The organism is Pseudomonas sp. ATCC 13867, assembly GCF_000349845.1.
Taxonomy (GTDB): domain Bacteria; phylum Pseudomonadota; class Gammaproteobacteria; order Pseudomonadales; family Pseudomonadaceae; genus Pseudomonas.
On the sequence record NC_020829.1, the window covers coordinates 4881194 to 4901196 of the forward strand.

20 protein-coding genes are annotated in these 20003 nt (G+C 67.1%); 12 read left to right on the forward strand and 8 right to left on the reverse strand.

The window, feature by feature from the left end; genetic code table 11:
• Window positions 1–435: 435 nt before the first annotated feature.
• The 3 genes from H681_RS27305 (at window position 436) to H681_RS21945 (ending at window position 2391) form a co-directional block, all read left to right on the forward strand.
• Window positions 436–1041: a hypothetical protein gene (locus H681_RS27305; RefSeq protein ID WP_015479086.1), complete on the forward strand. Its 606-nt coding sequence runs from the start codon at window positions 436–438 to the stop codon at window positions 1039–1041.
• Window positions 1042–1366: 325 nt separating this feature from the next.
• Entirely contained in the window at window positions 1367–1768 is a 402-nt protein-coding gene (locus tag H681_RS21940) for a hypothetical protein (protein WP_015479087.1), read from the forward strand.
• 110 nt (window positions 1769–1878) lie between these two features.
• Window positions 1879–2391 (forward strand): GNAT family N-acetyltransferase, encoded by a 513-nt coding sequence (locus H681_RS21945; RefSeq protein WP_015479088.1) that lies wholly within the window; start codon window positions 1879–1881, stop codon window positions 2389–2391.
• A gap of 7 nt (window positions 2392–2398) precedes the next feature.
• On the opposite strand, the gene H681_RS21950 is transcribed toward H681_RS21945, so the two are convergent.
• On the reverse strand, window positions 2399–3709 hold the full coding sequence (locus tag H681_RS21950) for an MFS transporter (RefSeq protein ID WP_015479089.1): 1311 nt from the start codon (window positions 3707–3709) through the stop codon (window positions 2399–2401).
• A 209-nt stretch (window positions 3710–3918) separates the two neighbouring features.
• Here H681_RS21950 and H681_RS21955 point away from each other — a divergent pair, with 209 nt between their 5' ends.
• Window positions 3919–4161, forward strand: coding sequence for a DUF6868 family protein (locus H681_RS21955; RefSeq protein ID WP_015479090.1), 243 nt, complete (start codon window positions 3919–3921; stop codon window positions 4159–4161).
• A gap of 103 nt (window positions 4162–4264) precedes the next feature.
• A complete protein-coding gene (locus H681_RS21960; protein ID WP_015479091.1) occupies window positions 4265–4480 on the forward strand; it encodes a hypothetical protein in 216 nt (71 codons plus the stop codon).
• Between the two features lie 6 nt (window positions 4481–4486).
• Here the strand turns inward: H681_RS21960 and H681_RS21965 are convergent, their stop codons facing one another.
• Entirely contained in the window at window positions 4487–5563 is a 1077-nt protein-coding gene (locus H681_RS21965; protein WP_015479092.1) for a fatty acid desaturase family protein, read from the reverse strand.
• 24 nt (window positions 5564–5587) lie between these two features.
• Window positions 5588–6688, reverse strand: coding sequence for a ferredoxin reductase (locus tag H681_RS21970; protein ID WP_015479093.1), 1101 nt, complete (start codon window positions 6686–6688; stop codon window positions 5588–5590).
• Window positions 6689–6853: 165 nt separating this feature from the next.
• On the opposite strand from H681_RS21970, the gene H681_RS21975 reads away from it, so the two are divergent.
• The 5 genes from H681_RS21975 (at window position 6854) to H681_RS21995 (ending at window position 10333) form a co-directional block, all read left to right on the forward strand.
• Window positions 6854–7489 carry a TetR family transcriptional regulator gene (locus H681_RS21975; RefSeq protein WP_015479094.1) on the forward strand — a complete coding sequence of 212 codons (636 nt, stop codon included), beginning with the start codon at window positions 6854–6856 and terminating at the stop codon, window positions 7487–7489.
• A 328-nt stretch (window positions 7490–7817) separates the two neighbouring features.
• Window positions 7818–8318 (forward strand): urease accessory protein UreE, encoded by a 501-nt coding sequence (ureE, locus tag H681_RS21980; RefSeq protein WP_015479095.1) that lies wholly within the window; start codon window positions 7818–7820, stop codon window positions 8316–8318.
• Window positions 8319–8402: 84 nt separating this feature from the next.
• The gene (locus H681_RS21985) at window positions 8403–9080 is read left to right on the forward strand and encodes an urease accessory protein UreF (protein WP_015479096.1); all 678 of its coding nucleotides are present in this window, start codon (window positions 8403–8405) and stop codon (window positions 9078–9080) included.
• A 10-nt stretch (window positions 9081–9090) separates the two neighbouring features.
• Window positions 9091–9705 carry an urease accessory protein UreG gene (gene ureG / locus H681_RS21990; protein ID WP_015479097.1) on the forward strand — a complete coding sequence of 205 codons (615 nt, stop codon included), beginning with the start codon at window positions 9091–9093 and terminating at the stop codon, window positions 9703–9705.
• 55 nt (window positions 9706–9760) lie between these two features.
• Window positions 9761–10333: a HupE/UreJ family protein gene (locus H681_RS21995; RefSeq protein ID WP_015479098.1), complete on the forward strand. Its 573-nt coding sequence runs from the start codon at window positions 9761–9763 to the stop codon at window positions 10331–10333.
• 59 nt (window positions 10334–10392) lie between these two features.
• Here the strand turns inward: H681_RS21995 and H681_RS22000 are convergent, their stop codons facing one another.
• The 4 genes from H681_RS22000 to mdlC form a co-directional block, all read right to left on the reverse strand.
• Entirely contained in the window at window positions 10393–11649 is a 1257-nt protein-coding gene (locus H681_RS22000; RefSeq protein ID WP_015479099.1) for an OprD family porin, read from the reverse strand.
• Between the two features lie 96 nt (window positions 11650–11745).
• Window positions 11746–13215, reverse strand: coding sequence for an aldehyde dehydrogenase family protein (locus tag H681_RS22005; protein ID WP_015479100.1), 1470 nt, complete (start codon window positions 13213–13215; stop codon window positions 11746–11748).
• A gap of 13 nt (window positions 13216–13228) precedes the next feature.
• Window positions 13229–14566 carry an MFS transporter gene (locus tag H681_RS22010; RefSeq protein WP_015479101.1) on the reverse strand — a complete coding sequence of 446 codons (1338 nt, stop codon included), beginning with the start codon at window positions 14564–14566 and terminating at the stop codon, window positions 13229–13231.
• 59 nt (window positions 14567–14625) lie between these two features.
• Window positions 14626–16212: a benzoylformate decarboxylase gene (gene mdlC / locus H681_RS22015; protein WP_015479102.1), complete on the reverse strand. Its 1587-nt coding sequence runs from the start codon at window positions 16210–16212 to the stop codon at window positions 14626–14628.
• 110 nt (window positions 16213–16322) lie between these two features.
• Between mdlC and H681_RS22020 the strand changes: the two genes are divergently transcribed.
• The gene (locus H681_RS22020; protein ID WP_015479103.1) at window positions 16323–17219 is read left to right on the forward strand and encodes a LysR family transcriptional regulator; all 897 of its coding nucleotides are present in this window, start codon (window positions 16323–16325) and stop codon (window positions 17217–17219) included.
• A gap of 7 nt (window positions 17220–17226) precedes the next feature.
• On the opposite strand, the gene H681_RS22025 is transcribed toward H681_RS22020, so the two are convergent.
• The gene (locus H681_RS22025) at window positions 17227–18552 is read right to left on the reverse strand and encodes an MFS transporter (protein ID WP_015479104.1); all 1326 of its coding nucleotides are present in this window, start codon (window positions 18550–18552) and stop codon (window positions 17227–17229) included.
• A gap of 361 nt (window positions 18553–18913) precedes the next feature.
• Between H681_RS22025 and H681_RS22030 the strand changes: the two genes are divergently transcribed.
• The gene (locus H681_RS22030; protein WP_015479105.1) at window positions 18914–19969 is read left to right on the forward strand and encodes an aromatic ring-hydroxylating oxygenase subunit alpha; all 1056 of its coding nucleotides are present in this window, start codon (window positions 18914–18916) and stop codon (window positions 19967–19969) included.
• Window positions 19970–20003: the final 34 nt, after the last annotated feature.

Below are 20003 nucleotides of genomic sequence, written 5' to 3' on the forward strand. Positions count from 1 at the left end.
CTCCCTTGGTCCGTCAGTTTGGACCACCGTTGCCGGGGTAAATCTCCCGCAACAGGCGGTACAACGACCGACGCCGGCGTACGAAACGCCTCCTGCCAGGGAAGGAAAGCCTGCAAACCCCCTGGGACCTCTCGCCAGACTCCGCCGCTCCACAGCCCGCCGCTGAAACAGTGAAAGTGGCGTTCCAGAGCGATCCTGGGTAGCTTTTCGGGAAATATATCGATCAATTAAATATTAACGATTACACCGATAGCCTCCATCGAGGCCATTGATAGATGACAGATTTAATTATCAACTAATTGTTTTAAAAGGATAAATATAATAATCATCGACATCGATACAGACTATCTCCCCAGATCGTTTTCCAATCGACAATCCAGAACAGATACTGAGCCCGTGTCCAACGAACTCCCCCACTCTTTCTGGAGCCGCATCATGAAACGCACCCTCGTACTTGGCCTTGCCCTCTCCGTACTTGCTGCCAATGCCGCTTTCGCCGGCGCCCAGCAAGAGTCCCCGGTCGTGAACGCCAGCCACGTTCAGATGCTGGTCCAGGACGGCGCCGAACGCACCCTGGATCAACAACAGAAACAACTGGACGCAGCCAAGGCCCGCATTGCCGAAAACGGCTCCAGCCAATCGATCGATCGTCTGCACAAGCAACTGGGCGTTGCCGAGAACGGCTCGAGCCAGACGGTCGACCGCCTGCACAAGGACATGAGCGTTGCCGAAAACGGCTCCAGCCAGACCATCGACCGCCTGCACAAGCAACTGGGCGTTGCCGAGAACGGTTCGAGCCAGACGGTCGACCGCCTGCACAAGGACATGAGCGTTGCCGAAAACGGCTCCAGCCAGACCATCGACCGTCTGCACAAGCAACTGGGCGTTGCCGAGAACGGTTCGAGCCAGTCGGTCGACCGTCTGCACAGGAACATGAGCGTTGCCGAAAACGGCTCCAGCCAGACCATCGACCGCCTGCACGGCAACATGGTCGCCGAATCCGGTGGCGATACCGTCTTCGACGCCCACCTCAAAGCCTGATCCACGCCGTACGCCGCAAGGCGCCAGAAAAGCCCGGCCACGCCGGGCTTTCTTATGCCCGGGGTCGCTGCAACAGCACCCTCGATGCAAGGCCAGTCCGGTTTTGTAACGGCATCCTACCCAGCGCATCGCCGCGAACGCCTGGAAGCACCGCCCCAGAGTGCTTTCCGTCGCTCCATCATTTCCAGCGATAGTTGAAATTAGCCCCCTAAATAATCGACATCGTTGATCCACTGTATTGAGAAGCATCGTTTTTAAATCGATTAATCCGAAGGGAAAATGAACCCGTAGCCAGAAACTTCCTCCCCCTTTGGAGCCGCACAAAATGAAACGTCAGATCGCCCTCAGCCTTGCACTCACCTCCCTGATGACCGCCAACGCCGTCTTCGCCGCCCCGGCCATCCTGACTCCCGCCGCCCAGCCGCAAATCATCGCCCAGGACGGTTCCGACCGTACCATCGACCGCCTGCACAAGCAGATGGGCGAAGAAGTCCGCGTGGCCGACAACGGCACCGAACGCACCATCGATCGTCTGCACAAGCAGATGAGTGAAGAGGCCCGTGTCGCCGCCAACGGTTCCGAGCACACCATCGACCGTCTGCACCAGGAAATGAACCAGGTTCGCGTCGCCGAGAATGGCTCCGAACACAGCGTCGATCGCCTGCACGGCAACATGGTTGCCGAATCCGGTGGCGATATCGTCTTCGACGCCCACCTCAAAGCCTGATCCAGCAGTACGCCGCAAGGCGCCAGAAAAGCCCGGCCTGTGCCGGGCTTTCTTATTTCCGAAGCGGTCCGGGGTTTGCATCGTCACGACGACACCCCAAGGAGCCGCCCATGCACGCATCCCCCCTGAACATCCGCGACGCCCACCCGGATGACCTGTCCACCATCGCCGCGATCTACCGCCACTACGTGCTGCACTCCTGTGCCACCTTCGAGGAAACGCCGCCCACAACCGCCGAGCTGGAACAGCGGTACGCCGGCGTCGTCGCCAGCGGCCTGCCCTACCTGGTGGCCGAGCGCGAGGGGGAGGTGCTGGGCTACTGCTACGCCACGCCGTTCCGCCAGCGCCCGGCCTACCGCTTCACCCTGGAGAACTCGGTCTACGTGCGCCACGATGCAAGCGGCCAGGGAGTCGGCAGCGCCCTGCTGCGGACACTGCTGGCGCGCTGCGGGCGCGGCCCGTGGAAGCAGGTGATCGCCGTGGTCGGCGACAGCGAAAACCACGCCTCGCGGGCGCTGCATCGGCGTTTCGGATTCCGCGAGGTGGGTGTGCTGGAGAAGGTCGGCTTCAAGCTCGGCCGCTGGGTGGACACCGTCTACCTGCAGCGCGAGCTGAACCCGTGAAGTAGCGTCAGGCCTTGGTTTCGGCGCTATCCGGCTCGCCATCGGAGCGGCCGATGGTCGCCGGTGCTTCCACCACCAGTTCCTCCGGCACCTCGTCGACGCGTGGGTCGAGGGTGGCGGCCATCGGGCTGACGGTATCGGGCATGGCCACGTGGTGCAGCGGCGCCTCGTCGACGCGGTGCACGCCGGTCACGCGCTTGGGCTGGACCCAGAAGATCAGCACCAGCGCATAGGCCGACACCAGCATGTAGAACATGCCCGGCCCGAAGTGCCGCATCATCGCGCCGGCGAACAGCGGGCCGATACAGGCGCCGACGCCGTAGGTGGTCAGCAGCATCGCCGACAACGCCACGCGGCGCGGCTGCTCGACATGGTCGTTGGCCAGCGCCACCGCCAGCGGATAGAGGGTGAACAACAGCATGCCGGTCACGAAACCATTGGCCAGCAACGCCCAGTACGGCAGTGAAACCAGCCCCCACATCGGCACCGACGCCAGGCACAACAGCAGCGCGTTGCCGCGAATCAGCCAACTGCGGTTCATCCGGTCCGACAGCCAGCCCAGCGGCCACTGCGCACAGAAGCCGGCGATGATGCACATGCCAACGAACAGGCTCGACTGCGAGGTATCCAGGCCGTTGCGCGCCGCATACACCGGCGCCAGGCCGTAGAAGGCGCCGACCATCAGGCCGGCGACGAAGATGGTGCCCAGCGATTGCGGTACGCGCTTCCAGAAGAAACCGATCTCCAGCGGCGCCGCCACCAGCTTGGCCGGATGCACCCGGCGGGTCAGCGCCAGCGGGATCAGGCAGGAGGAGAAGCACATGGCGACCAGCAGCAGCGGCTTGTAGTCCAGCGCCGGGCTCATCGCCAGCAGCCCCTGGCCAATCACCAGGCCGGCGTCCACCGCCACCATGTAGCCGGCGAACACCTTGCCGCGCTGGTGTCCTTCGGCCTGCTCGTTGAGCCAGCTCTCGATGACCATGTACTGGTTCATCATCACCGCGCCCATCACGAAGCGCAGCACCACCCAGACTTCCAGCTGCGAGACCAGCGCGTGGATCAGCACGATCACCGTCGCCAGCCCCGCACAGGCCACGTAGGAGCGGATGTGGCCGAAACCGGCGATCAGCTTGTGACCGAACTTGCCGCCGCAGACCAGGCCGAAGTAGTAGGCGGCCATCAGGCCACCGACCCACAGGTCGCTGACGCCTTCCTGGGTCAGGCGCAGGCCCATGTAGGTGGTGAACAGGCCGGAGCCGGCCAGCATCAGCAAGGTGGCGGTATAAAGCGCGGGAAAGGTGACGAGCGGGCTGAACATGGCGAGTCCGGCAGATAGTGGGGATGGGGCGGCGAGATGACCGTCCGACATCGGACAGCGGCCGCCCGGCAAAGATCACATGGCGTGACGCCGAGCGCATTATGGCCGGCGACCGGTGCGCCGGCTATCGGCTGCGCGTCCGCCGGCAAATCGGGGAAACCATTCCGCCAGCCGGCCCCTCCAACGCAGTATGTGGCCGGAGAATCGCCATGCTGCTCCAGGATCTCAAGCCGTTCCTGCTCTACTGCACCCTGATCAACTACGTCATCCTGCTGATCTGGTTCGCCGCCTTCAGCTTCGCCCACGACGGTCTCTATCGCCTGCATTCGCGCTGGTTCAAGATTTCGCCCGAGCACTTCGACGCGCTGCACTATGGCGGCATGGCCGTGTACAAGATCGGCGTGCTGGTGCTGAATCTGGCGCCGCTGATCGCCCTCCACCTGATCCAGTGACACCGCGCCCTGCGACGAAATGACCGCCCGTCCAATAGCTAAGTGCTGAAATTTATTGGAAATATTCGTGTCGTAGGGTGCACGCAGTTTGAAGGAGATCCCCGTGCACCACGCTACTCGCAGCCTGCGAAAAACCCTCGACGCCGTTGCCGCCAACAACGAAGCCACGGCGCTGGAAATCATGCGAGCCGTCGATCAGGTCCAGGACGACCTGCTGCGGCAGAAGTTGCTCAAAGCCATCCACCACCTCAACCAGGACGCCACCGACCTGCGCGCCCTGCGCGAGGAAGTCAACGCGCCGCTGAGCCGGCGCGCCTGATCCGCCTCACCCATTCGCCGCCGCGTTGGGCAGGCGGTAGATCCAGATTCGCCGGATGACCGTGGCGAACTGTGCGGACAGCCGGCCGCTGTTGTAGGTCTGGCCGTAGCGCGCGGCGATCTCGCGCACCTGGCGCGACAGCTCGGCGTAGCGGCGCGCCGGCAGGTCGGGGAACAAGTGGTGTTCGATCTGGTGGCTGAGGTTGCCGGTGAGAATGTGGAACAGCCGCCCGCCCTCCAGGTTGCTCGATCCGCGCAGTTGGCGCAGGTACCAGTGGCCGCGCGTCTCGTTCTCCAGCACCTGCGGCGCAAACACCGCCGCCTTCTCGGTGAAGTGGCCGCAGAAGATCACGGTGAAGGTCCACAGGTTGCGCATCAGGTTGGCGATCACGTTGCCCAGCAGTACCGCGCCGAACGCCCCGCTGAATAGCCCCAGGAGCGGGAACACCGCGTAATCCTTGAGCCACTGGCGCAGCACCTTGGCGTTGAACTGGCGCAGCAGCGGGCGCAGCTCGTCCCGGCTCATGCGACCCTTCAGGTACTTGTCCAGGCGCAGGTGCTGGATGGCCACGGCGTACTGGAACAGCAACGCCTGGATCGTGACCCACAGCGGCTGCCAGCGGTAGAAGGGTTTCCACTTCTGCTCGGGGAACAGGCGCACCACGCCGTAGCCGACGTCGTCGTCCTTGCCCAGCACGTTGGTGTAGGTGTGGTGGATGTGATTGTGGGTATGCCGCCAGAAGTCCGAGGGGCCGACGATATCCCACTCGTAGTGGCGGCCGGCGAACCCCGGATCGTTCATCCAGTCGTACTGGCCATGCATGACATTGTGGCCCAGCTCCATGTTCTCCAGGATCTTGCCCAGCCCGAGCAGGAAGGTACCGAGCAGCCAGGTGGGCGGGAACCAGCCGGCCATCAGCAGCGCACGGCCGCTCCAGCAGCAGAAGCGCACCGCCGCGCGGATGCGGCGGATGTAGCGGGCGTCGGTCTCGCCCAGATCGTGCAGGGTGAGCTGGCGCAGGGCGTCCAGTTCGGCACCGAAGGACGCCAGCTCGGCGGCGGATAGATCGCGGTCGTCGCGCATGGGGAATTTTTTCCTGGGCCTGGATCAGAGGTCGACGGTCAGGTCGCCCTGGGGCGCGCTGATGCAAATACGGATGGGCTGACCCGGCTCGCTGAACAGCTCGCCGCTGCGCAGGTCGCGCACGCAGCCGCTGACCAGGGTGCAGGTGCAGCTGGCGCAGACGCCCTGGCGGCAACCGTGGGCCGGACGCAGGCCGATGGCTTCGGCCTGTTCCAGCAGGCTGCGGCGGCTGTCGCCGGCGACTTCCAGCGCGTTGCGGGCAAAGCGTAGGCTCACCGATTTGGCGGGCTCACCCTCGTTCCAGCGCGGCGGGCTGAAGCTTTCCAGCTGAAGGCTGCGGCTGCTCGCCCCGAGCGCCTGGCGCACGCTGTCGACGAAGCCGCCGGGGCCGCAGGCCAGTACATGGCGCTCGCCCAGCGCCTGGACATGCTCAAGGTGAAAACGCCCGCGCAACTCGCCGCTCACCGGCGCATCGCCGCTCAGGGCCCAGCGCAGTTCGAGGTTGGGATGCTGCCGCGCCAGCGTCTCCAGCGTGGAGACGAACGCACGCTGGCCACGTTCGCGGACGTAATGCAGCAGCGTCACCGGCCCGTTATAGCCACGCGCCAGCGCCTCGCGCAGCAGGCCGAGCAGGGGCGTCAGCCCACTGCCCGCCGCCAGCAGCAGTACACCCTGCCCGTCCTGCGGCCAGCTCAGGTCGCCGTCCGGCCGGCCCAGCTCCAGCACCTCGCCCACCGCCAGTTGGTGCAGCAGGTAGGAGGACACGCGGCCGCCGGGCTGCAGCTTCACCGCGAATTCCAGGCAACCGTCCGCGGCGATGCGGGTCAGACTGTAGCTGCGGCTGCAGCGCACGCCATCGCGCTCGATGTACAACTGTACGTGCTGGCCGGGCTGCGCCCCGCTCCAATGGGCGTTCGGCCGCAAGCGCAGTTCGAGCATGTCGTCCGCCACCCATTGCCGCGCCTCGACTCGAGCGTACACCCTGTCCAGCGCCCAGCCGGGATTGAGCGTACGCAGCACGGCATCGACATCCGACTCGCGCAGCCACTGGCCGCGCACCAGGGCGCGCAAGGGCACGAGCAGCGGCCGGAGCAGGCGCAAGCCGGCGAAAGGAAGGATCGACATGAGCGACACCGAATAGTAAACAGATGTTCACTAAACATCTCATGCATGGGAGATTTCAGTCAACACATGTTCACTGTGTTATGTAGGAACTTCCCCTGCGCCAACCGGCATTTGCTAGAGTGCCTGCGCTCTCGCCTCAGCCTTCGCCATGGAACGCATCGCCGTATGTCCACTCCCCGCGCCGAACAGAAACAGCAGACCCGCCTGGCCCTGATGAATGCCGCCCGGAGTCTGATGGACAGCGGGCGCGGCTTCGGCAGCCTGAGCCTGCGGGAAGTGGCGAAGACGGCGGGCATCGTGCCGGCGGGCTTCTACCGGCACTTCGCGGACATGGATCAGCTCGGCCTCGCGCTGGTAGCCGACGTCGACGAAACCTTCCGCCAGACCCTGCGCGTGGTGCGACGCAACGAGTTCGAGCTGGGCGGCGTGATCGAAGCCTCGGTACGCATCTTCCTCGACGCGGTCAGCGCCAACCGCACCCAGTTCCTCTTCCTCGCCCGCGAGCAGTATGGCGGCTCGCTGTCGATCCGCCAGGCCGTGGGCGAGCTGCGCCAGCGCATCACCGACGACCTCGCCGCCGACCTCGTGCTGCTGAACAAGCTGCCGCACCTGCAGGCACAGGACCTCGACGTGATCGCCGACCTGGTGGTGAAGACGGTATTCGCCACCCTGCCCGAGCTGATCGACCCGCCGGCCGACACGCTGCCCACGCACCTGTCGCCGGAGGCCAAGGTCACCCAGCAACTGCGCTTCATCATGATCGGCGCCAAGCACTGGACGGGGATAGGTTCTCGGCCCTGACCAATTCCCATGGGGCGCATAACGCCCCAAGCGTTATCCGCCCTACGCACTGACCCGAGCGCAGGGGCTTCCCTGCAGGAGCGAGCTTGCTCGCGAACCAACCCGCAGCGGACTCTGTTCGCGAGCAATGACTGGGCGTCCCCCTCGCGCCTACAAAAAGCACATCCGCCCCGCCTTGGTGCGCACCGTTTTCGTGCGCACCATCCTTGCGCGCAAGCACCACTCCTGATCGCTCGGACAAGCGCTGCAGCCCGCGCCAGCATTGACGCGGGCCCGCACTGGCAAGCCCCTTGCTGTAGCACCGCCATTGCTACTGCCGGACGCTGCCATGCTGGTCATCCACCAACGAACCGAACCCCGCGAGCACTGGGACGCCGAACTGCGCCTGAACTTCGAGGCGCGCAGCAAGAGCCGCCTGCGCTGCTTCACCAGTACTGGCGAAGATGTCGGCCTGTTCCTCGAACGCGGCCAGGCGCCGCTGGCGGACGGCGAGTGCCTGCTGGCCAACGACGGTCGCGTGGTGCGCGTCTGCGCGGCGCCGGAAAAGCTCCTCCACGTTACCTGCGCCAACGCCCGCGAGCTGAACCGCGCGGCCTATCACCTGGGCAACCGCCACGTCGCCTTGCAGGTCGGCGAGGGCTGGCTGCGCCTGCTCGACGACTACGTGCTCAAGGCCATGCTCGACCAGCTCGGCGCCACGGTGGAGGCCATCGAAGCGCCTTTCCAGCCCGAGCACGGCGCCTACGGTGGCGGCCATCACCACTCGCACCATGGCGAAGAGCAGTTCAATTACGCGCCGAAGCTGCACCAGTTCGGAGTGCGCCAGTGACTTTGCGCCGGCGCATCCCCCTCACCCCAGCCCTCTCCCTCAGGGAGAGGGAGCTGTCCGCTGTGCTTGTGAAGTCCTGTCGTCATGGTTGAGCTTTCAAGACTCTGGTCGCTGCTGCGCCTGGCCAGTCCGCAGCTGCCCATCGGCGGCTACAGCTACTCCCAGGGCCTGGAAAGCGCCATCGACCAGGCTCAGGTGAAAGACGCCGACGAAGCCCGTACCTGGCTCGCCGATCAGTTGCACCTGAACCTCGCACGCTTCGAGGGCCCGCTGCTGGCCGAGCTGCTGCGCGCCGCACAAGCCGCCGACTGGGACGCCCTGCGCGACGCCGCCGAGCGTCACCGCGCCAGCCGCGAGACCCGCGAGCTGGGCCTGGAGAACCGGCAGATGGGCTTCTCCCTCGGCCAATTGCTCGAAGCGCTGCCCGAACTGGACGAGACCGCGCGCGAGTGGCTCGCCACGCAAGCCGAACCCTCCTTCGCCGCCGCCTGGGCGCTGGCCGCCCGCGCCTGGGGTCTATCCCCGGAGCAGGCCCTCGGCGCCTGGCTGTGGAGCTGGCTGGAAAACCAGCTGGCGGTGCTGATGAAGACCCTGCCGCTGGGCCAACTGGCCGCGCAGAAGCTCACCTCGCAATTGCTCCCCGACCTTGACCAGGCCTGCCGCAGCGCACTCGCCAACCCGCCGACGGGCGGCGCGCCCTTCGGCCTGGCGCTGGCCAGCATGAACCACGAAACCCAATACAGCCGTCTGTTCCGCTCCTAGGAGAACTGCCATGACCTCTCAACCTCTTCGCGTCGGCATCGGCGGCCCGGTGGGCTCCGGCAAGACCGCCCTGACCCTGGCGCTGTGCCGCGCCCTGCGCCAGCGCTACAACATCGCCGTGGTCACCAACGACATCTACACCCAGGAGGATGCGCAGTTCCTGGTACGCAACGAGGCCCTGGAGCCGGAGCGGATCATCGGCGTGGAAACCGGCGGCTGCCCGCACACCGCAATCCGCGAGGACGCCTCGATCAACCTGGAAGCCGTGGACCAGCTCAACCGCCGCTTCCCCGGACTGGACCTGATCCTGGTGGAGTCCGGCGGCGACAACCTGTCGGCCACCTTCAGCCCCGAGCTGTCGGACCTGACGCTGTACGTGATCGACGTGTCCGCCGGCGACAAGATCCCGCGCAAGGGCGGGCCGGGCATCTGCAAGTCCGACCTGCTGGTGATCAACAAGATCGACCTGGCCCCGCTGGTGGGCGCCTCGCTGGACGTGATGGACCAGGACGCCACGCGCATGCGCGGTGACAAGCCCTTCGTGTTCAGCAACCAGAAGACCGGCCAGGGCCTGGCCGAAATCATCGCCTTCATCGAGCGCCAGGGCCTGCTGAGCGCCGCCTGACTTTTTCGCCGCCGCGGATGCCGGCCGCCCCACGAGAAGAACCAGGGAGTCTTCCATGCAACTGCGCAAAGCCCTCTACAGTATCGCGCTGCTCCTCACCCCGGCGGTGGCCTTCGCCCATCCCGGCCACGGCGACCACGGCCTGATCGCCGGCCTCGCCCACCCCGTCACCGGCCTCGACCACTTGCTGGCGATGTTCGCCGTCGGCCTCTGGGCAGCACAGCAGCAAGGCGCTGCACGGCTGGCGCTGCCGTGCACCTTCGTCGCGGCCATGCTGGCCGGCGGGCTGGTGGGCTTCGAAGGACTGCAGGTGCCATTCATGGAGACCGGCATTGCCGCTTCGGTGCTGGCGCTGGGGCTGTGCGTGGCGCTGGCGGTGCGTCCGCCGCTATTCCTGGCGATGGGCGCGACCGCACTGTTCGCCCTCGCCCACGGCGTGGCCCACGGGCTGGAACTGCCGGAGCTGAGCAGTCCGTGGCTGTATGCGGCGGGCTTCGTCGCTGCCACCGCCGCGCTGCATGCGGCGGGGTACGGGATCGTGCGCGTGCTGCCGCAGGCGGCTTCGTCCCTGGTGCGCTGCGCCGGGTTGGCGTCGGCGGGCGCCGGGGCGTGGCTGCTGGCGGGCTGAGCCGCCGTCATCGGGCTGGCGAGGCAACCCGCTCGCCAGCCACACGCCCCTGCGTGCCGTCAGAGTGAAATCGGGTAGTTGAAGATCAACCGGGTCTGGTCGAAATCGCTGTTGAAGCTGCGCCGGTTGCTGGCGTGGTTGACCCGCACGTTGAGCTTCTTCAGCACCCCGCTCTGCACCGTGTAGCCCAGTTCCACGTCGCGCTCCCATTCCTTGCCGCCGCTGCCCGCCTTGGTGGTGGCGTTATCACCCTTGCCGTAGCGCACCATGCTCACCAGGCCTGGCACACCCACGGCGGCGAAATCGTAGTCGTAGCGCGCCTGCCACGAGCGCTCGTCCTCGTTGGTGAAGTTGCCGTTGAACATGTCGTTGCCCATCGTCCGCCCGCTGCTGCCGTAGACCGACTGCCACATGCCGGTGCCGCCGACCTTCTGCAGGCCGAGGTAGACCGTGTGCCCGCCGCGATTGGCCGAGAGCAGCGCGTAGGCGGTGTGGCTGTCGATGTCGCCGGCCAGGGCGCGGCCATCGTCGCGGTCGAAGAACAGGCCGAGGTTGGCGCCCAGCACCCAGTCGCCCACCGGCTGCTTGTGCAGCAGGTTGAAGTAGCTCTGGGTGTAGATGTCCTCCAGTTGCGCATACCACGCGCCGACCAGGGTGCGCTGGTCGTTGAAGCGGTACTCCGCGCCAGCGTAGTTGAAGGCATCGGACTTCGCCGTCGGAGCCGACCACGACGACAGGTCCTGCAGGTCCGCCGAGTTGCGCAGGCTGACCTGGTCGTAGCGCCCGCCGTACAGGCTCACGCCTTCCCACTCGCGCGACACCAGCGCGGCGCCACGGAAGGTCTGCGGCAACAGGCGGCCATCGTCGTAGCGCAACACCGGGATGTCCGGGAGCATCTCGCCGATCTTCAGCTCGCTGGCCGACAGCCGCAGCTTCGCCGCCACTGCCACGCGCCCATATTCGTCAGCGGCCTTGCCGTCGTCATGGACCGGCAGCAGTTCGGAACCACTCTGGTCGCGGCTGCTGTCCAGCTTCACGCCGTACAGGCCCAGGGCGTCGACGCCGAAGCCCAGCGGGCCACGGGTATAGCCGGAGGTGAATTTGAGAATGAAGCCCTGCGCCCACTCGTTGACCAGGCTCTTGCCGGCGCTGTGGTCGCGGAAATCACGGTTGAAGGCGTAGTTGCGCAGCACCAGGTCGGTGCGCGCGTCCTCGAAGAAGCCACCCTCCTCGGCGGCCTGTGCGTGGGTGCAGGCCAGGAGCGGCAGGGCCGCGCAGGCGAGGGACGGCAGTACGCGGGTGTGACGGCTGATCATTGTTATTGTTCTCCGTTTTTTCAGGGGTGCAGCGACCCGGGGCGCGTCCGCGCGGACACGCCCTGGGCTGGATCTGAGGTGTTACCGGTCAGGCATTCAGAAGGGGTAGTGACGCGCCTCCCGCTGCACGCTCACCCAGTGGTCGCGGGTGAACTCGTCGATCGCCCAGTCGCCGTTGAAGCGGCCGAGGCCGGAGTTCTTCTCTCCACCGAATGGCGCGTTGGCCTCGTCGTTGACCGGGATGTCGTTCACATGGGTCATGCCCGCGTGGATACGGCGGGCGAAGCGCACGCCACGGTCGAGGTCGCGGGTGAACACGGCGCTGGCCAGGCCGTACTCGCTGGCGTTGGCCAGCTCCAGCGCATGCTCCTCGTCGCGGGCGCGCAGCAGGCCGATCAGCGGGCCGAAGATTTCATCGCGGGCGATCTCCATCTCCGGGCCGACCTCGCCATACACATGCGGCGCCAGCAACTGCCCCTGCACGCCACCTTCGTACAGCGGCCTGGCACCCTCGCGGCGCGCCAGGGCCACCTTCTCCAGCAAGCCTTCGAGCTGGCGCGCATTGATGATCGGGCCAACCGCCGTCTCCGCCAGTTGCGGGTCGCCGACCTTCACCTGCTTCACCCGCTCGACGAAGCGTTCGGCGAAGACGTCGTACAGCGCGTCGGCGACGATGATGCGGTTGATCGCCATGCAGATCTGGCCCTGGTGCAGGAACTTGCCGAACACCGCGGCATTCACCGCCTGTTCGAGGTCGGCGTCTTCCAGCACCACGAACGGGCTGTTGCCGCCCAGCTCCAGCGCCACATGCTTGAGGTGCGCGCCGCCGCTGGCGATACGCCCGATGTTGCGGCCCACCGGGGTCGACCCGGTGAAGGTCACCAGCCCCGGCAGCGGATGCTCGACGAACGCATCGCCGATCTCGCTGCCCGCGCCGACCACCACGCTGAGCACGCCGGCCGGCAGCCCGGCTTCCTCGAAAACCTTCGCCAGCAGCAGGCCGCCGCACACCGGGGTGTCGCTGGCCGGCTTGACCACCACCGCATTGCCCAGCGCCAGGGCCGGCGCCAGCGAGCGCTGGGTCAGGTGCAGGGGGAAGTTCCACGGGCTGATGACACCCACCACCCCGATGGCACTGCGGTACACGCGGCTTTCCTTGCCGGGGACGTTGGAGTCGACGATGCGCCCATGCACGCGGCTGGGGAAGGAGGCGGATTCCAGCGTGATGGCGCGCGCCGCACCCCACTCCAGCGTGGCCTTCAGGCGGGTGCTGCCGGACTCGCGGATGATCCAGTCGATGATCTCCTCGCGGCGCTTGTCGAACACCGCCACCACGCGGTGCAGCAGCGCGGCGCGTTCCGCCGGCGGCAGCGCGGCCCAGGCCGGCTGCACCTCGGCGGCCTTGCGGTAGGCGGCATCGAGATCGTCGCGGCTGGCCTGGGGAATCTCCACCAGCAGGCTGCCGTCATACGGATTGCAGTCGCGCAGCGATCTGCCGGTGCTGCCGGTACGCCATTCGCCGGCCAGGGGCTGCAGGTGGAAATCGGTGTAGGTCGAAGCGGTCATGGACGTTCTCCTTTCAAACGGATTTTTCGCGGGCGACGAAGGCGCCGGCGGACTCGCGCGGTCGCACGCGGATGAAACCGATGGCCAGCGCACCCACCACACCGGGCAGGGCGAAGGCGAGGAAGTTCTCCTGGAACGGCAGCTCCAGGGCGAGCAGGCTGCCGCCGAGCATGGGGCCGGCGATGGCGCCGAGCCGACCGATGCCGGCGGCCCAGCCGACACCGGTGGAGCGCACGTGGGTCGGGTAGAACTGCGCGGCGTAGGCGTGAATCACCGCCAGGGTGCCGATGGTGGTGGCGCCGGCGATCACCAGCAGCGTGTTGAGCAGCCACGGGCCGGGGTTGATGCCCAGCGCCGCCAGCGAGGCCGCGGCCAGGGCGAAGAACAGCACCAGCGTGCGCTGGGTGCCCAGGCGGTCGGCGAGCCAGCCACCGAACAGCGCGCCGAGGGTCGCGCCGACGTTCAGGGTGACCAGGAACACCAGGCTGGAGGTGAGCGGATAGCCGCCGTTGGCCATCAGCTTCGGCAGCCAGGTATTGAGGCCGTAGCTCATCAGCATGCACATGGCGAAGCCGACCCACAGCAGCAAGGTGCCCAGCGCCTGACCGGCGCCGAACAGTTGCGGCAGGCGCGCCTTTTCGGCATCGGCATCCAGGCTTGCGAGCACCAGCTCGGTGCCGGGACGGTAGGCCGGGTCGACCTTCACCAGCAGCGCATCGAGCTCGGCGCGACGTCCCTTGAGTTCGAGGAAGGCCGCCGACTCCGGCAGATAGCGCAGCATCAGCGGCACGGCCAGCACCGGCAGCACAGCCACATAGAACACCGACTGCCAGCCCCACTGCGGGATCAACGCGATACCGACCAGCGCCGACAGCACGGCGCCCACCGAGTAGAAGCTGGACATCACCGTGATCAGCGTGGCGCGGCGCCCGGCCGGGGCGAACTCGCTGATCAGGTTGACCGCGCTGGGCACCAGTGCGCCCAGCGCCAGGCCGGTGACGAAACGGCAGGCGCCCAGTTCCAGCGGTGTGCGCGCATGGCCGGTGAGGAACGCGGCGAGGCTCGCCAGCAGGGTCATGAGGATCACCAGACGGCGCCGGCCGAAACGGTCGGCCAGCGGCGCCAGCAGCGTCCCGCCGAAGAGCATGCCGAACAACGCGCAACTGCCCAGCGTGCCAGCCTCTACCGGGCTGAGTTGCCACTCGTGCATCAGCCGTGGCACCACCGAGCCGTACACCACCATGTCGTAGCCGTCGAACAGCATGATGAAGCAGCCCCAGGCGAGGATCAGCCAGTGGGTGCGGTTGAATCGGGCGGAGTCGATCACCGCCGCAACGGTCGTCTTGTGCATAGCCACCTCTTGTTATTTTTGTCGGTCATGGAGAGCGCCCCAGGCAGGGCGCGCACGCCTCAGGGTTCGATGGTCAGGGTGGGAACCTCGATCAGCACCGGCTCGTCGCCGGCCAGGGCACGGGCCAGTTCCTCGCGCAGGGTCGCGGCGTCGGCCGCCTGCACCGAGCGCACGCCGTAGCCACGGCCGATCTGGCAGAAGTCCAGGCCCGGCACGTCCAGGCCCGGAGCGTCGGGTACGTCGAGCACCCCGGCGAACCAGCGCAGCGCGCCGTAGGTGCCGTTCTTGAGGATGATGAACACCGCCGGCACGCGATATTGCGCGGCAGTCCAGAGGGCGGTGATGCCGTAGTTCGCCGAGCCATCGCCGATGATCCCGATGACCCGCCGCTGCGGCTGCGCCAGTTGCACGCCGACCGCCGCCGGCAGGCCGAAGCCCAGGCCGCCGGCCGCCGGGAAGAAGTAGCTGCCCGGCTGGCGCATCTCCACACGCTGCCAGAAGGTGCTGACCGTGGAAGTGGACTCCTTGACGAAGATGGCATCCTCCGGCGCCAGCTCGTCGATCACGTCGAACACCGTTTCCGGGTGCAGTGTGCCTTCCTCGGCGGCACGCGGCGCCGGGCGCGGCAGCGCCTCGGGCAGCGGGCGCTGGCTGGTTCGCACCGACTCCAGCAGGGCTTCAAGGGTGAGATAGATGTCACCGACCAGGGCATCGCCCATCGGCGCGCGCGCGGCCTCGCCGGGGTCGCAGGTCAGGTGCACCAGCGCGGCGCCGGCGGGCAGGTAGTCGCCCGGAGCGAACTGGTGATAGCGGAACACCGGGGCGCCCACCACCAGGATCAGGTCGTGCCCGTCGAGCAGCCTGGAGATGCCGGAGATCGCCGCCGGCAGCACGCCACGGAAGCAGCGATGGCGCGTCGGGAACGGGCAGCGCGAGGCCGACGGCGCGACCCAGGCCGGCATCCGCAGCTTCTCCGCCAGTTGCACGGCCAGCTCGTTGGCGTTGGCGCCATCGACATCCGGGCCGAGCACCAGCACCGGGTTGTTCGCCCGCGACAGGCGCTCGACCAGCTCGCCCAACTGCGCCGCCGAGGGCAACCCGGCGTTGGCAACGCTGCGCGCGGCCAGGTGCTCGACACCGACCGGCGCCGGTTGCGCCCAATCGTCGTAGGGAATCGACAGATACACCGGAGCCTTGGGTGCCAGGCTGGCCATGTGGATCGCCTGGCTCAGCGCGCGCGGCACGTCCTGGGCACAGGCCGGCTCGGCGCTCCACTTCACCAGCGGCTTGGGCAGTTGCGCCGCATCGACGTTGGCCAGCATGGCCTCGACGCCGATCATCGAGCGCACCTGCTGGCCGGCGCTGATCACCAGCGGGCTATGGCTGTACCAGGCGTTGGTCAGCGCGCCCATGCCGTTGCCGGTGCCGGCCGCGGCATGCAGGTTGACGAAGGCGGGCTTGCCGCTGGCCAGGGCGAAGCCGTCGGCCATGCCGACCACCGCGCCCTCGTGCAGGCCGAGGATGTAGCGGAAATCCTCGGGGAAATCCTTGAGGAACGGCAGCTCGTTGGAACCGGGGTTGCCGAAGATCGTGGTCAGGCCGTGGCGGCGAAGAATGTCGTAGGAGGCGTTATGGACGGTTTTCATACTGGCCCTTCAGGCTCGTTCTTAGGGTTTGCGCTACTCTCGCAGCGGCCTGATAATCGATCAAATCGATAGTCTTTCTATCGAAAATAAAAACCATCTATGTGGATGTCATGGCCCAGACCGACCTCAACCTGATCCGCACCTTCGTCACCCTCTACGAGGCCGGCAGCGTGACCGTCGCCGCCGAACGCCTGTTCGTCACCCAGCCCTCGGTGAGCTATGCCCTGGCCCGCTTGCGCGAATTGTTCGACGATCCGCTGTTCAGCCGCAGTCGCGACGGCATCCAGCCGACCTTCGTCGCCGAGCAGTTGTACGGCACCCTGCGCGAGGCGCTGACGCGCATCGAGGGCGCCGTGCAGAGCACCCGCCAGTTCGACCCGGCGAGCACCGAACGACGCTTCCGCATCGCCCTCTCCGACCTTGGCGAGCTGGGCTTCCTGCCGCTGATCCTGGCGCGGCTGAACCGTGAGGCGCCGCTGGCCGAGGTGGAGGTGCTGGCGTTGCAGGTGGATCAGGTCGGCGACTGGCTGGCCAGCGGCAAGGTCGACACCGCCATCTGCCGCCAGGCGGTACCCGGCAGCCGCAGCCAGGTGCTGATCGAGGAACGCTACGTCTGCCTGCTGAGCGCCGATCACCCGCGCATCGCCGACCGCCTGGACCTCGCCAGTTATCTCGGCGAGCGCCACGTGGTGGTGACCCGCACCTCCGGCCACGGGATCGCCGAGGACGTGCTCCAGGCAATGAAGCTGGAGCGCCGCATCGCCCTGCGCGTACCGCACTTCTCGGTGCTGCCGAAGATCATTCCCGGCACCGACCTGCTGACCATCCTGCCGGCGCAGATCGCCCGCATGTTCGTCACCGAGGGCGGGCTGAAGATGCTCGAACTGCCCTTTGCCGTGCCAGCGTTCGAGGTCTCCCTGCACTGGCGCGCGAGCAGCGAGCATTCGGCGGCGCTGGACTGGTTCCGCAACACCATCGCCGAGGCGATCATCGACGGTCAGCATTGACGCGCCCTCAGTGCGCGGCCAGCGGCTCGGCGGACCGGGCCGCGGGGCGCAGCCCCAGCAGAACCCCGGCGGCCAGCACGAAGACCACGGCGAACAGCCCGTACAGGTGCAGCGGCTGCCAGCCATCGTCGAGCAGCACACCCGCGACGGTCGGCGAGAGAATCGCGCCCAGGCGGCCGACACCGATCGCCCAGCCCACACCTGTGGCCCGCACGCCGGTCGGATAGACCAGCGGCGACAACGCGTAGAGCCCGGCAATGCAGCCGTTGGCGAACAGACCGATGAGCAGCCCCAGGCCGAGCGCGGCCGCCAGCGAAGTGGCCGAGGCCAGGAACAGCACCAGCAGCGCGGCGGTGACCAGCATGAAGCCCTGCAGCACCCGCGCCAGCGGCAGCCGTGCCGACAGCGCGCCGACCAGCGCCGCGCCGAATATCCCGCCGATGCTCAGCAGCACGCCGCCGGTGATGCCTTGCTGCGCGGTCAGGCCGGCAGCCACCAGCAGCTTCGGCGTCCAGCTCATGATGAAGTAGAAGCCGAACATGGCGAGGAAGAACAGCAGCCAGATCAGCAGGGTCGGACGGCGCAGCTCGGGCGCCAGCAACTGCAGCATCGCCACCCCGCCCTGCTCGCGGGCACGGGCTTCGGGCAGCGCGTCCAGGCTCGCCAGGCCCAGTCGCCTGGCCAGGGCGTTGACCCGCGCCAGGGCATTGGCCGGACGGCGCGCCAGCAGGAAGTCGAGGGATTCCGGCAGGCCCGCCAGCACCAGCGGGATGGCCGCCAGGGAAATCAGGCCGCCGGCGAGGAACACCGAACGCCAGCCCCAATGGTCGATCAGCCACACCGCCAGCAACCCGCCAAAGGTAGCGCCCAGGGCGTAGCCGGTGGATTGCAGGCTCACCGCCAGGGGCCGCCAGCGCTTGTTGGCGTACTCGGCGGCGATCACGTTGCTGCTGGCGAGGATGCCGCCGATGCCCAGGCCGGTGAGGCCGCGCAGTAGCGCAAGCTGCGTCGGCGTCTGGCTCAGGGCCGAGAGCAGCATGCCGACACCGCACAGCAGCAGACAGAAGAGGATCAGCGGGCGACGGCCGAACTGGTCGGCGCGCGGGGCGATGAACAGCGATCCGGCCGCCATGCCGAACAGCCCGGCGCTGAGCAGCAGGCCGACCTGTGCACCGTTCAGGCCCCACTCGGCGGAGACCGATGCAGCGGTGAAGGCCATCACCAGCACGTCGAAGCCATCGATCATGTTGAGCACGATGCAGACGCCGATGGCAGTCCACTGGAAGCGGTTCATCGCCCCCTGTTCCAGGGCCCCGCGCAGATCGCGATTCATGGGCGCACCTCCGCGAGGGAGACACGGTGGAAGGCACAGCGCAGGCAAGGCAGGGCCGGCATGGCAGATTCCTCTTTTTCTTGTTGTGGAGGCTTGGTGGCGCACACCCTGGCAGCAGTGGACCCCGAAAACAAGCCAGATTGGATCCCAAGCAACCCATAACACGTGCATGCCTGCACCCTGCGCCAGACCGTATCGGAGCCGCGCACCGCCTACACCGGCACCTACAGGCCTCCAGGCGAATTCGTGCGATCATCGAACTGATTATTTTTCGAGCACTCGCCCCTCTTCGGGTTGACAGGTCTTCGCCTCAAAGCAAACCATTGGATCCAATAAAAACCAAAAGATGAGGATCGCCCCCATGTTTCCGAAGAACGCCTGGTACGTTGCCTGCACGCCCGACGAGATCACCGAGAAGCCCCTGGGGCGGCAGGTGTGCGGCGAGAAGATGGTCTTCTACCGTGGCGCCGAGGGTCGCGTGGCGGCGCTGGAAGACTTCTGTCCGCACCGTGGCGCGCCGCTGTCGCTGGGCTTCGTCGAGGACGGCAAGCTGATCTGCGGCTACCACGGCCTGGCGATGGGCTGCTCGGGCCACACGGAGTCCATGCCCGGCCAGCGCGTGCGCGGTTTCCCGGCGATCCGCAAGTTCGCCGTGGAAGAACGCTACGGCTTCATCTGGGTCTGGCCGGGCGACGCCGCCGAGGCCGATCCGGCGCTGATCCACCACCTGGAATGGGCCGACAACCCGGACTGGGCCTACGGCGGCGGCCTGTACCACATCCAGTGCGACTACCGGCTGATGATCGACAACCTCATGGACCTCACCCATGAGACCTACGTGCACGCCAGCAGCATTGGCCAGAAGGAGATCGATGAGGCGGCGCCCAAGACCCGCGTGGAAGGTGACGAGGTGATCACCGAGCGGCACATGGAGAACGTCATGGCCCCGCCGTTCTGGCGCATGGCCCTGCGCGGCAACGGCCTGGCCGACGAGGTGCCGGTGGACCGCTGGCAGATCTGCCGCTTCACCCCGCCCAGCCACGTGCTGATCGAAGTGGGCGTGGCCCACGCCGGCCACGGCGGCTACCACGCGCCGGCGCAGCACAAGGCGTCGAGCATCGTGGTCGACTTCATCACCCCCGAGACCGAGACCTCGATCTGGTACTTCTGGGGCATGGCACGCAACTTCCAGCCGCAGGACGCCGCACTCACCGCGACCATTCGCGAGGGACAGGGAAGGATCTTCGGCGAAGACCTGGAGATGCTCGAACGGCAGCAGCAGAACCTGCTGCTGCACCCGCAGCGGCAACTGCTGAAGCTGAACATCGATGCCGGCGGCGTGCAGTCGCGGCGCATCCTCGAACGGCTCTGCGAAGCCGAGCAGCAGCCCGCCAGTGCGCTCATCGCCAGCGCCTGACTCCCTCTTCCAGCGCCGGCCCGCGAGGCCGGCC

What these genes read in the sequence shown, in the direction of transcription:
- H681_RS21955 (WP_015479090.1), top strand. Translation starts at nt 3,919, where the DNA reads ATGCTGCTCCAGGATCTCAAGCCGTTCCTGCTCTACTGCACCCTGATC.
- H681_RS21995 (WP_015479098.1), top strand. Translation starts at nt 9,761, where the DNA reads ATGCAACTGCGCAAAGCCCTCTACAGTATCGCGCTGCTCCTCACCCCG.
- H681_RS21945 (WP_015479088.1), top strand. Translation starts at nt 1,879, where the DNA reads ATGCACGCATCCCCCCTGAACATCCGCGACGCCCACCCGGATGACCTG.
- H681_RS22030 (WP_015479105.1), top strand. Translation starts at nt 18,914, where the DNA reads ATGTTTCCGAAGAACGCCTGGTACGTTGCCTGCACGCCCGACGAGATC.
- H681_RS22000 (WP_015479099.1), bottom strand. Translation starts at nt 11,649, where the DNA reads ATGATCAGCCGTCACACCCGCGTACTGCCGTCCCTCGCCTGCGCGGCC.
- ureE (WP_015479095.1), top strand. Translation starts at nt 7,818, where the DNA reads ATGCTGGTCATCCACCAACGAACCGAACCCCGCGAGCACTGGGACGCC.
- mdlC (WP_015479102.1), bottom strand. Translation starts at nt 16,212, where the DNA reads ATGAAAACCGTCCATAACGCCTCCTACGACATTCTTCGCCGCCACGGC.
- H681_RS21965 (WP_015479092.1), bottom strand. Translation starts at nt 5,563, where the DNA reads ATGCGCGACGACCGCGATCTATCCGCCGCCGAGCTGGCGTCCTTCGGT.
- H681_RS21975 (WP_015479094.1), top strand. Translation starts at nt 6,854, where the DNA reads ATGTCCACTCCCCGCGCCGAACAGAAACAGCAGACCCGCCTGGCCCTG.
- H681_RS22020 (WP_015479103.1), top strand. Translation starts at nt 16,323, where the DNA reads ATGGCCCAGACCGACCTCAACCTGATCCGCACCTTCGTCACCCTCTAC.
- H681_RS22005 (WP_015479100.1), bottom strand. Translation starts at nt 13,215, where the DNA reads ATGACCGCTTCGACCTACACCGATTTCCACCTGCAGCCCCTGGCCGGC.
- H681_RS22010 (WP_015479101.1), bottom strand. Translation starts at nt 14,566, where the DNA reads ATGCACAAGACGACCGTTGCGGCGGTGATCGACTCCGCCCGATTCAAC.
- H681_RS21985 (WP_015479096.1), top strand. Translation starts at nt 8,403, where the DNA reads ATGGTTGAGCTTTCAAGACTCTGGTCGCTGCTGCGCCTGGCCAGTCCG.
- H681_RS22025 (WP_015479104.1), bottom strand. Translation starts at nt 18,552, where the DNA reads ATGAATCGCGATCTGCGCGGGGCCCTGGAACAGGGGGCGATGAACCGC.
- ureG (WP_015479097.1), top strand. Translation starts at nt 9,091, where the DNA reads ATGACCTCTCAACCTCTTCGCGTCGGCATCGGCGGCCCGGTGGGCTCC.
- H681_RS27305 (WP_015479086.1), top strand. Translation starts at nt 436, where the DNA reads ATGAAACGCACCCTCGTACTTGGCCTTGCCCTCTCCGTACTTGCTGCC.
- H681_RS21950 (WP_015479089.1), bottom strand. Translation starts at nt 3,709, where the DNA reads ATGTTCAGCCCGCTCGTCACCTTTCCCGCGCTTTATACCGCCACCTTG.
- H681_RS21940 (WP_015479087.1), top strand. Translation starts at nt 1,367, where the DNA reads ATGAAACGTCAGATCGCCCTCAGCCTTGCACTCACCTCCCTGATGACC.
- H681_RS21970 (WP_015479093.1), bottom strand. Translation starts at nt 6,688, where the DNA reads ATGTCGATCCTTCCTTTCGCCGGCTTGCGCCTGCTCCGGCCGCTGCTC.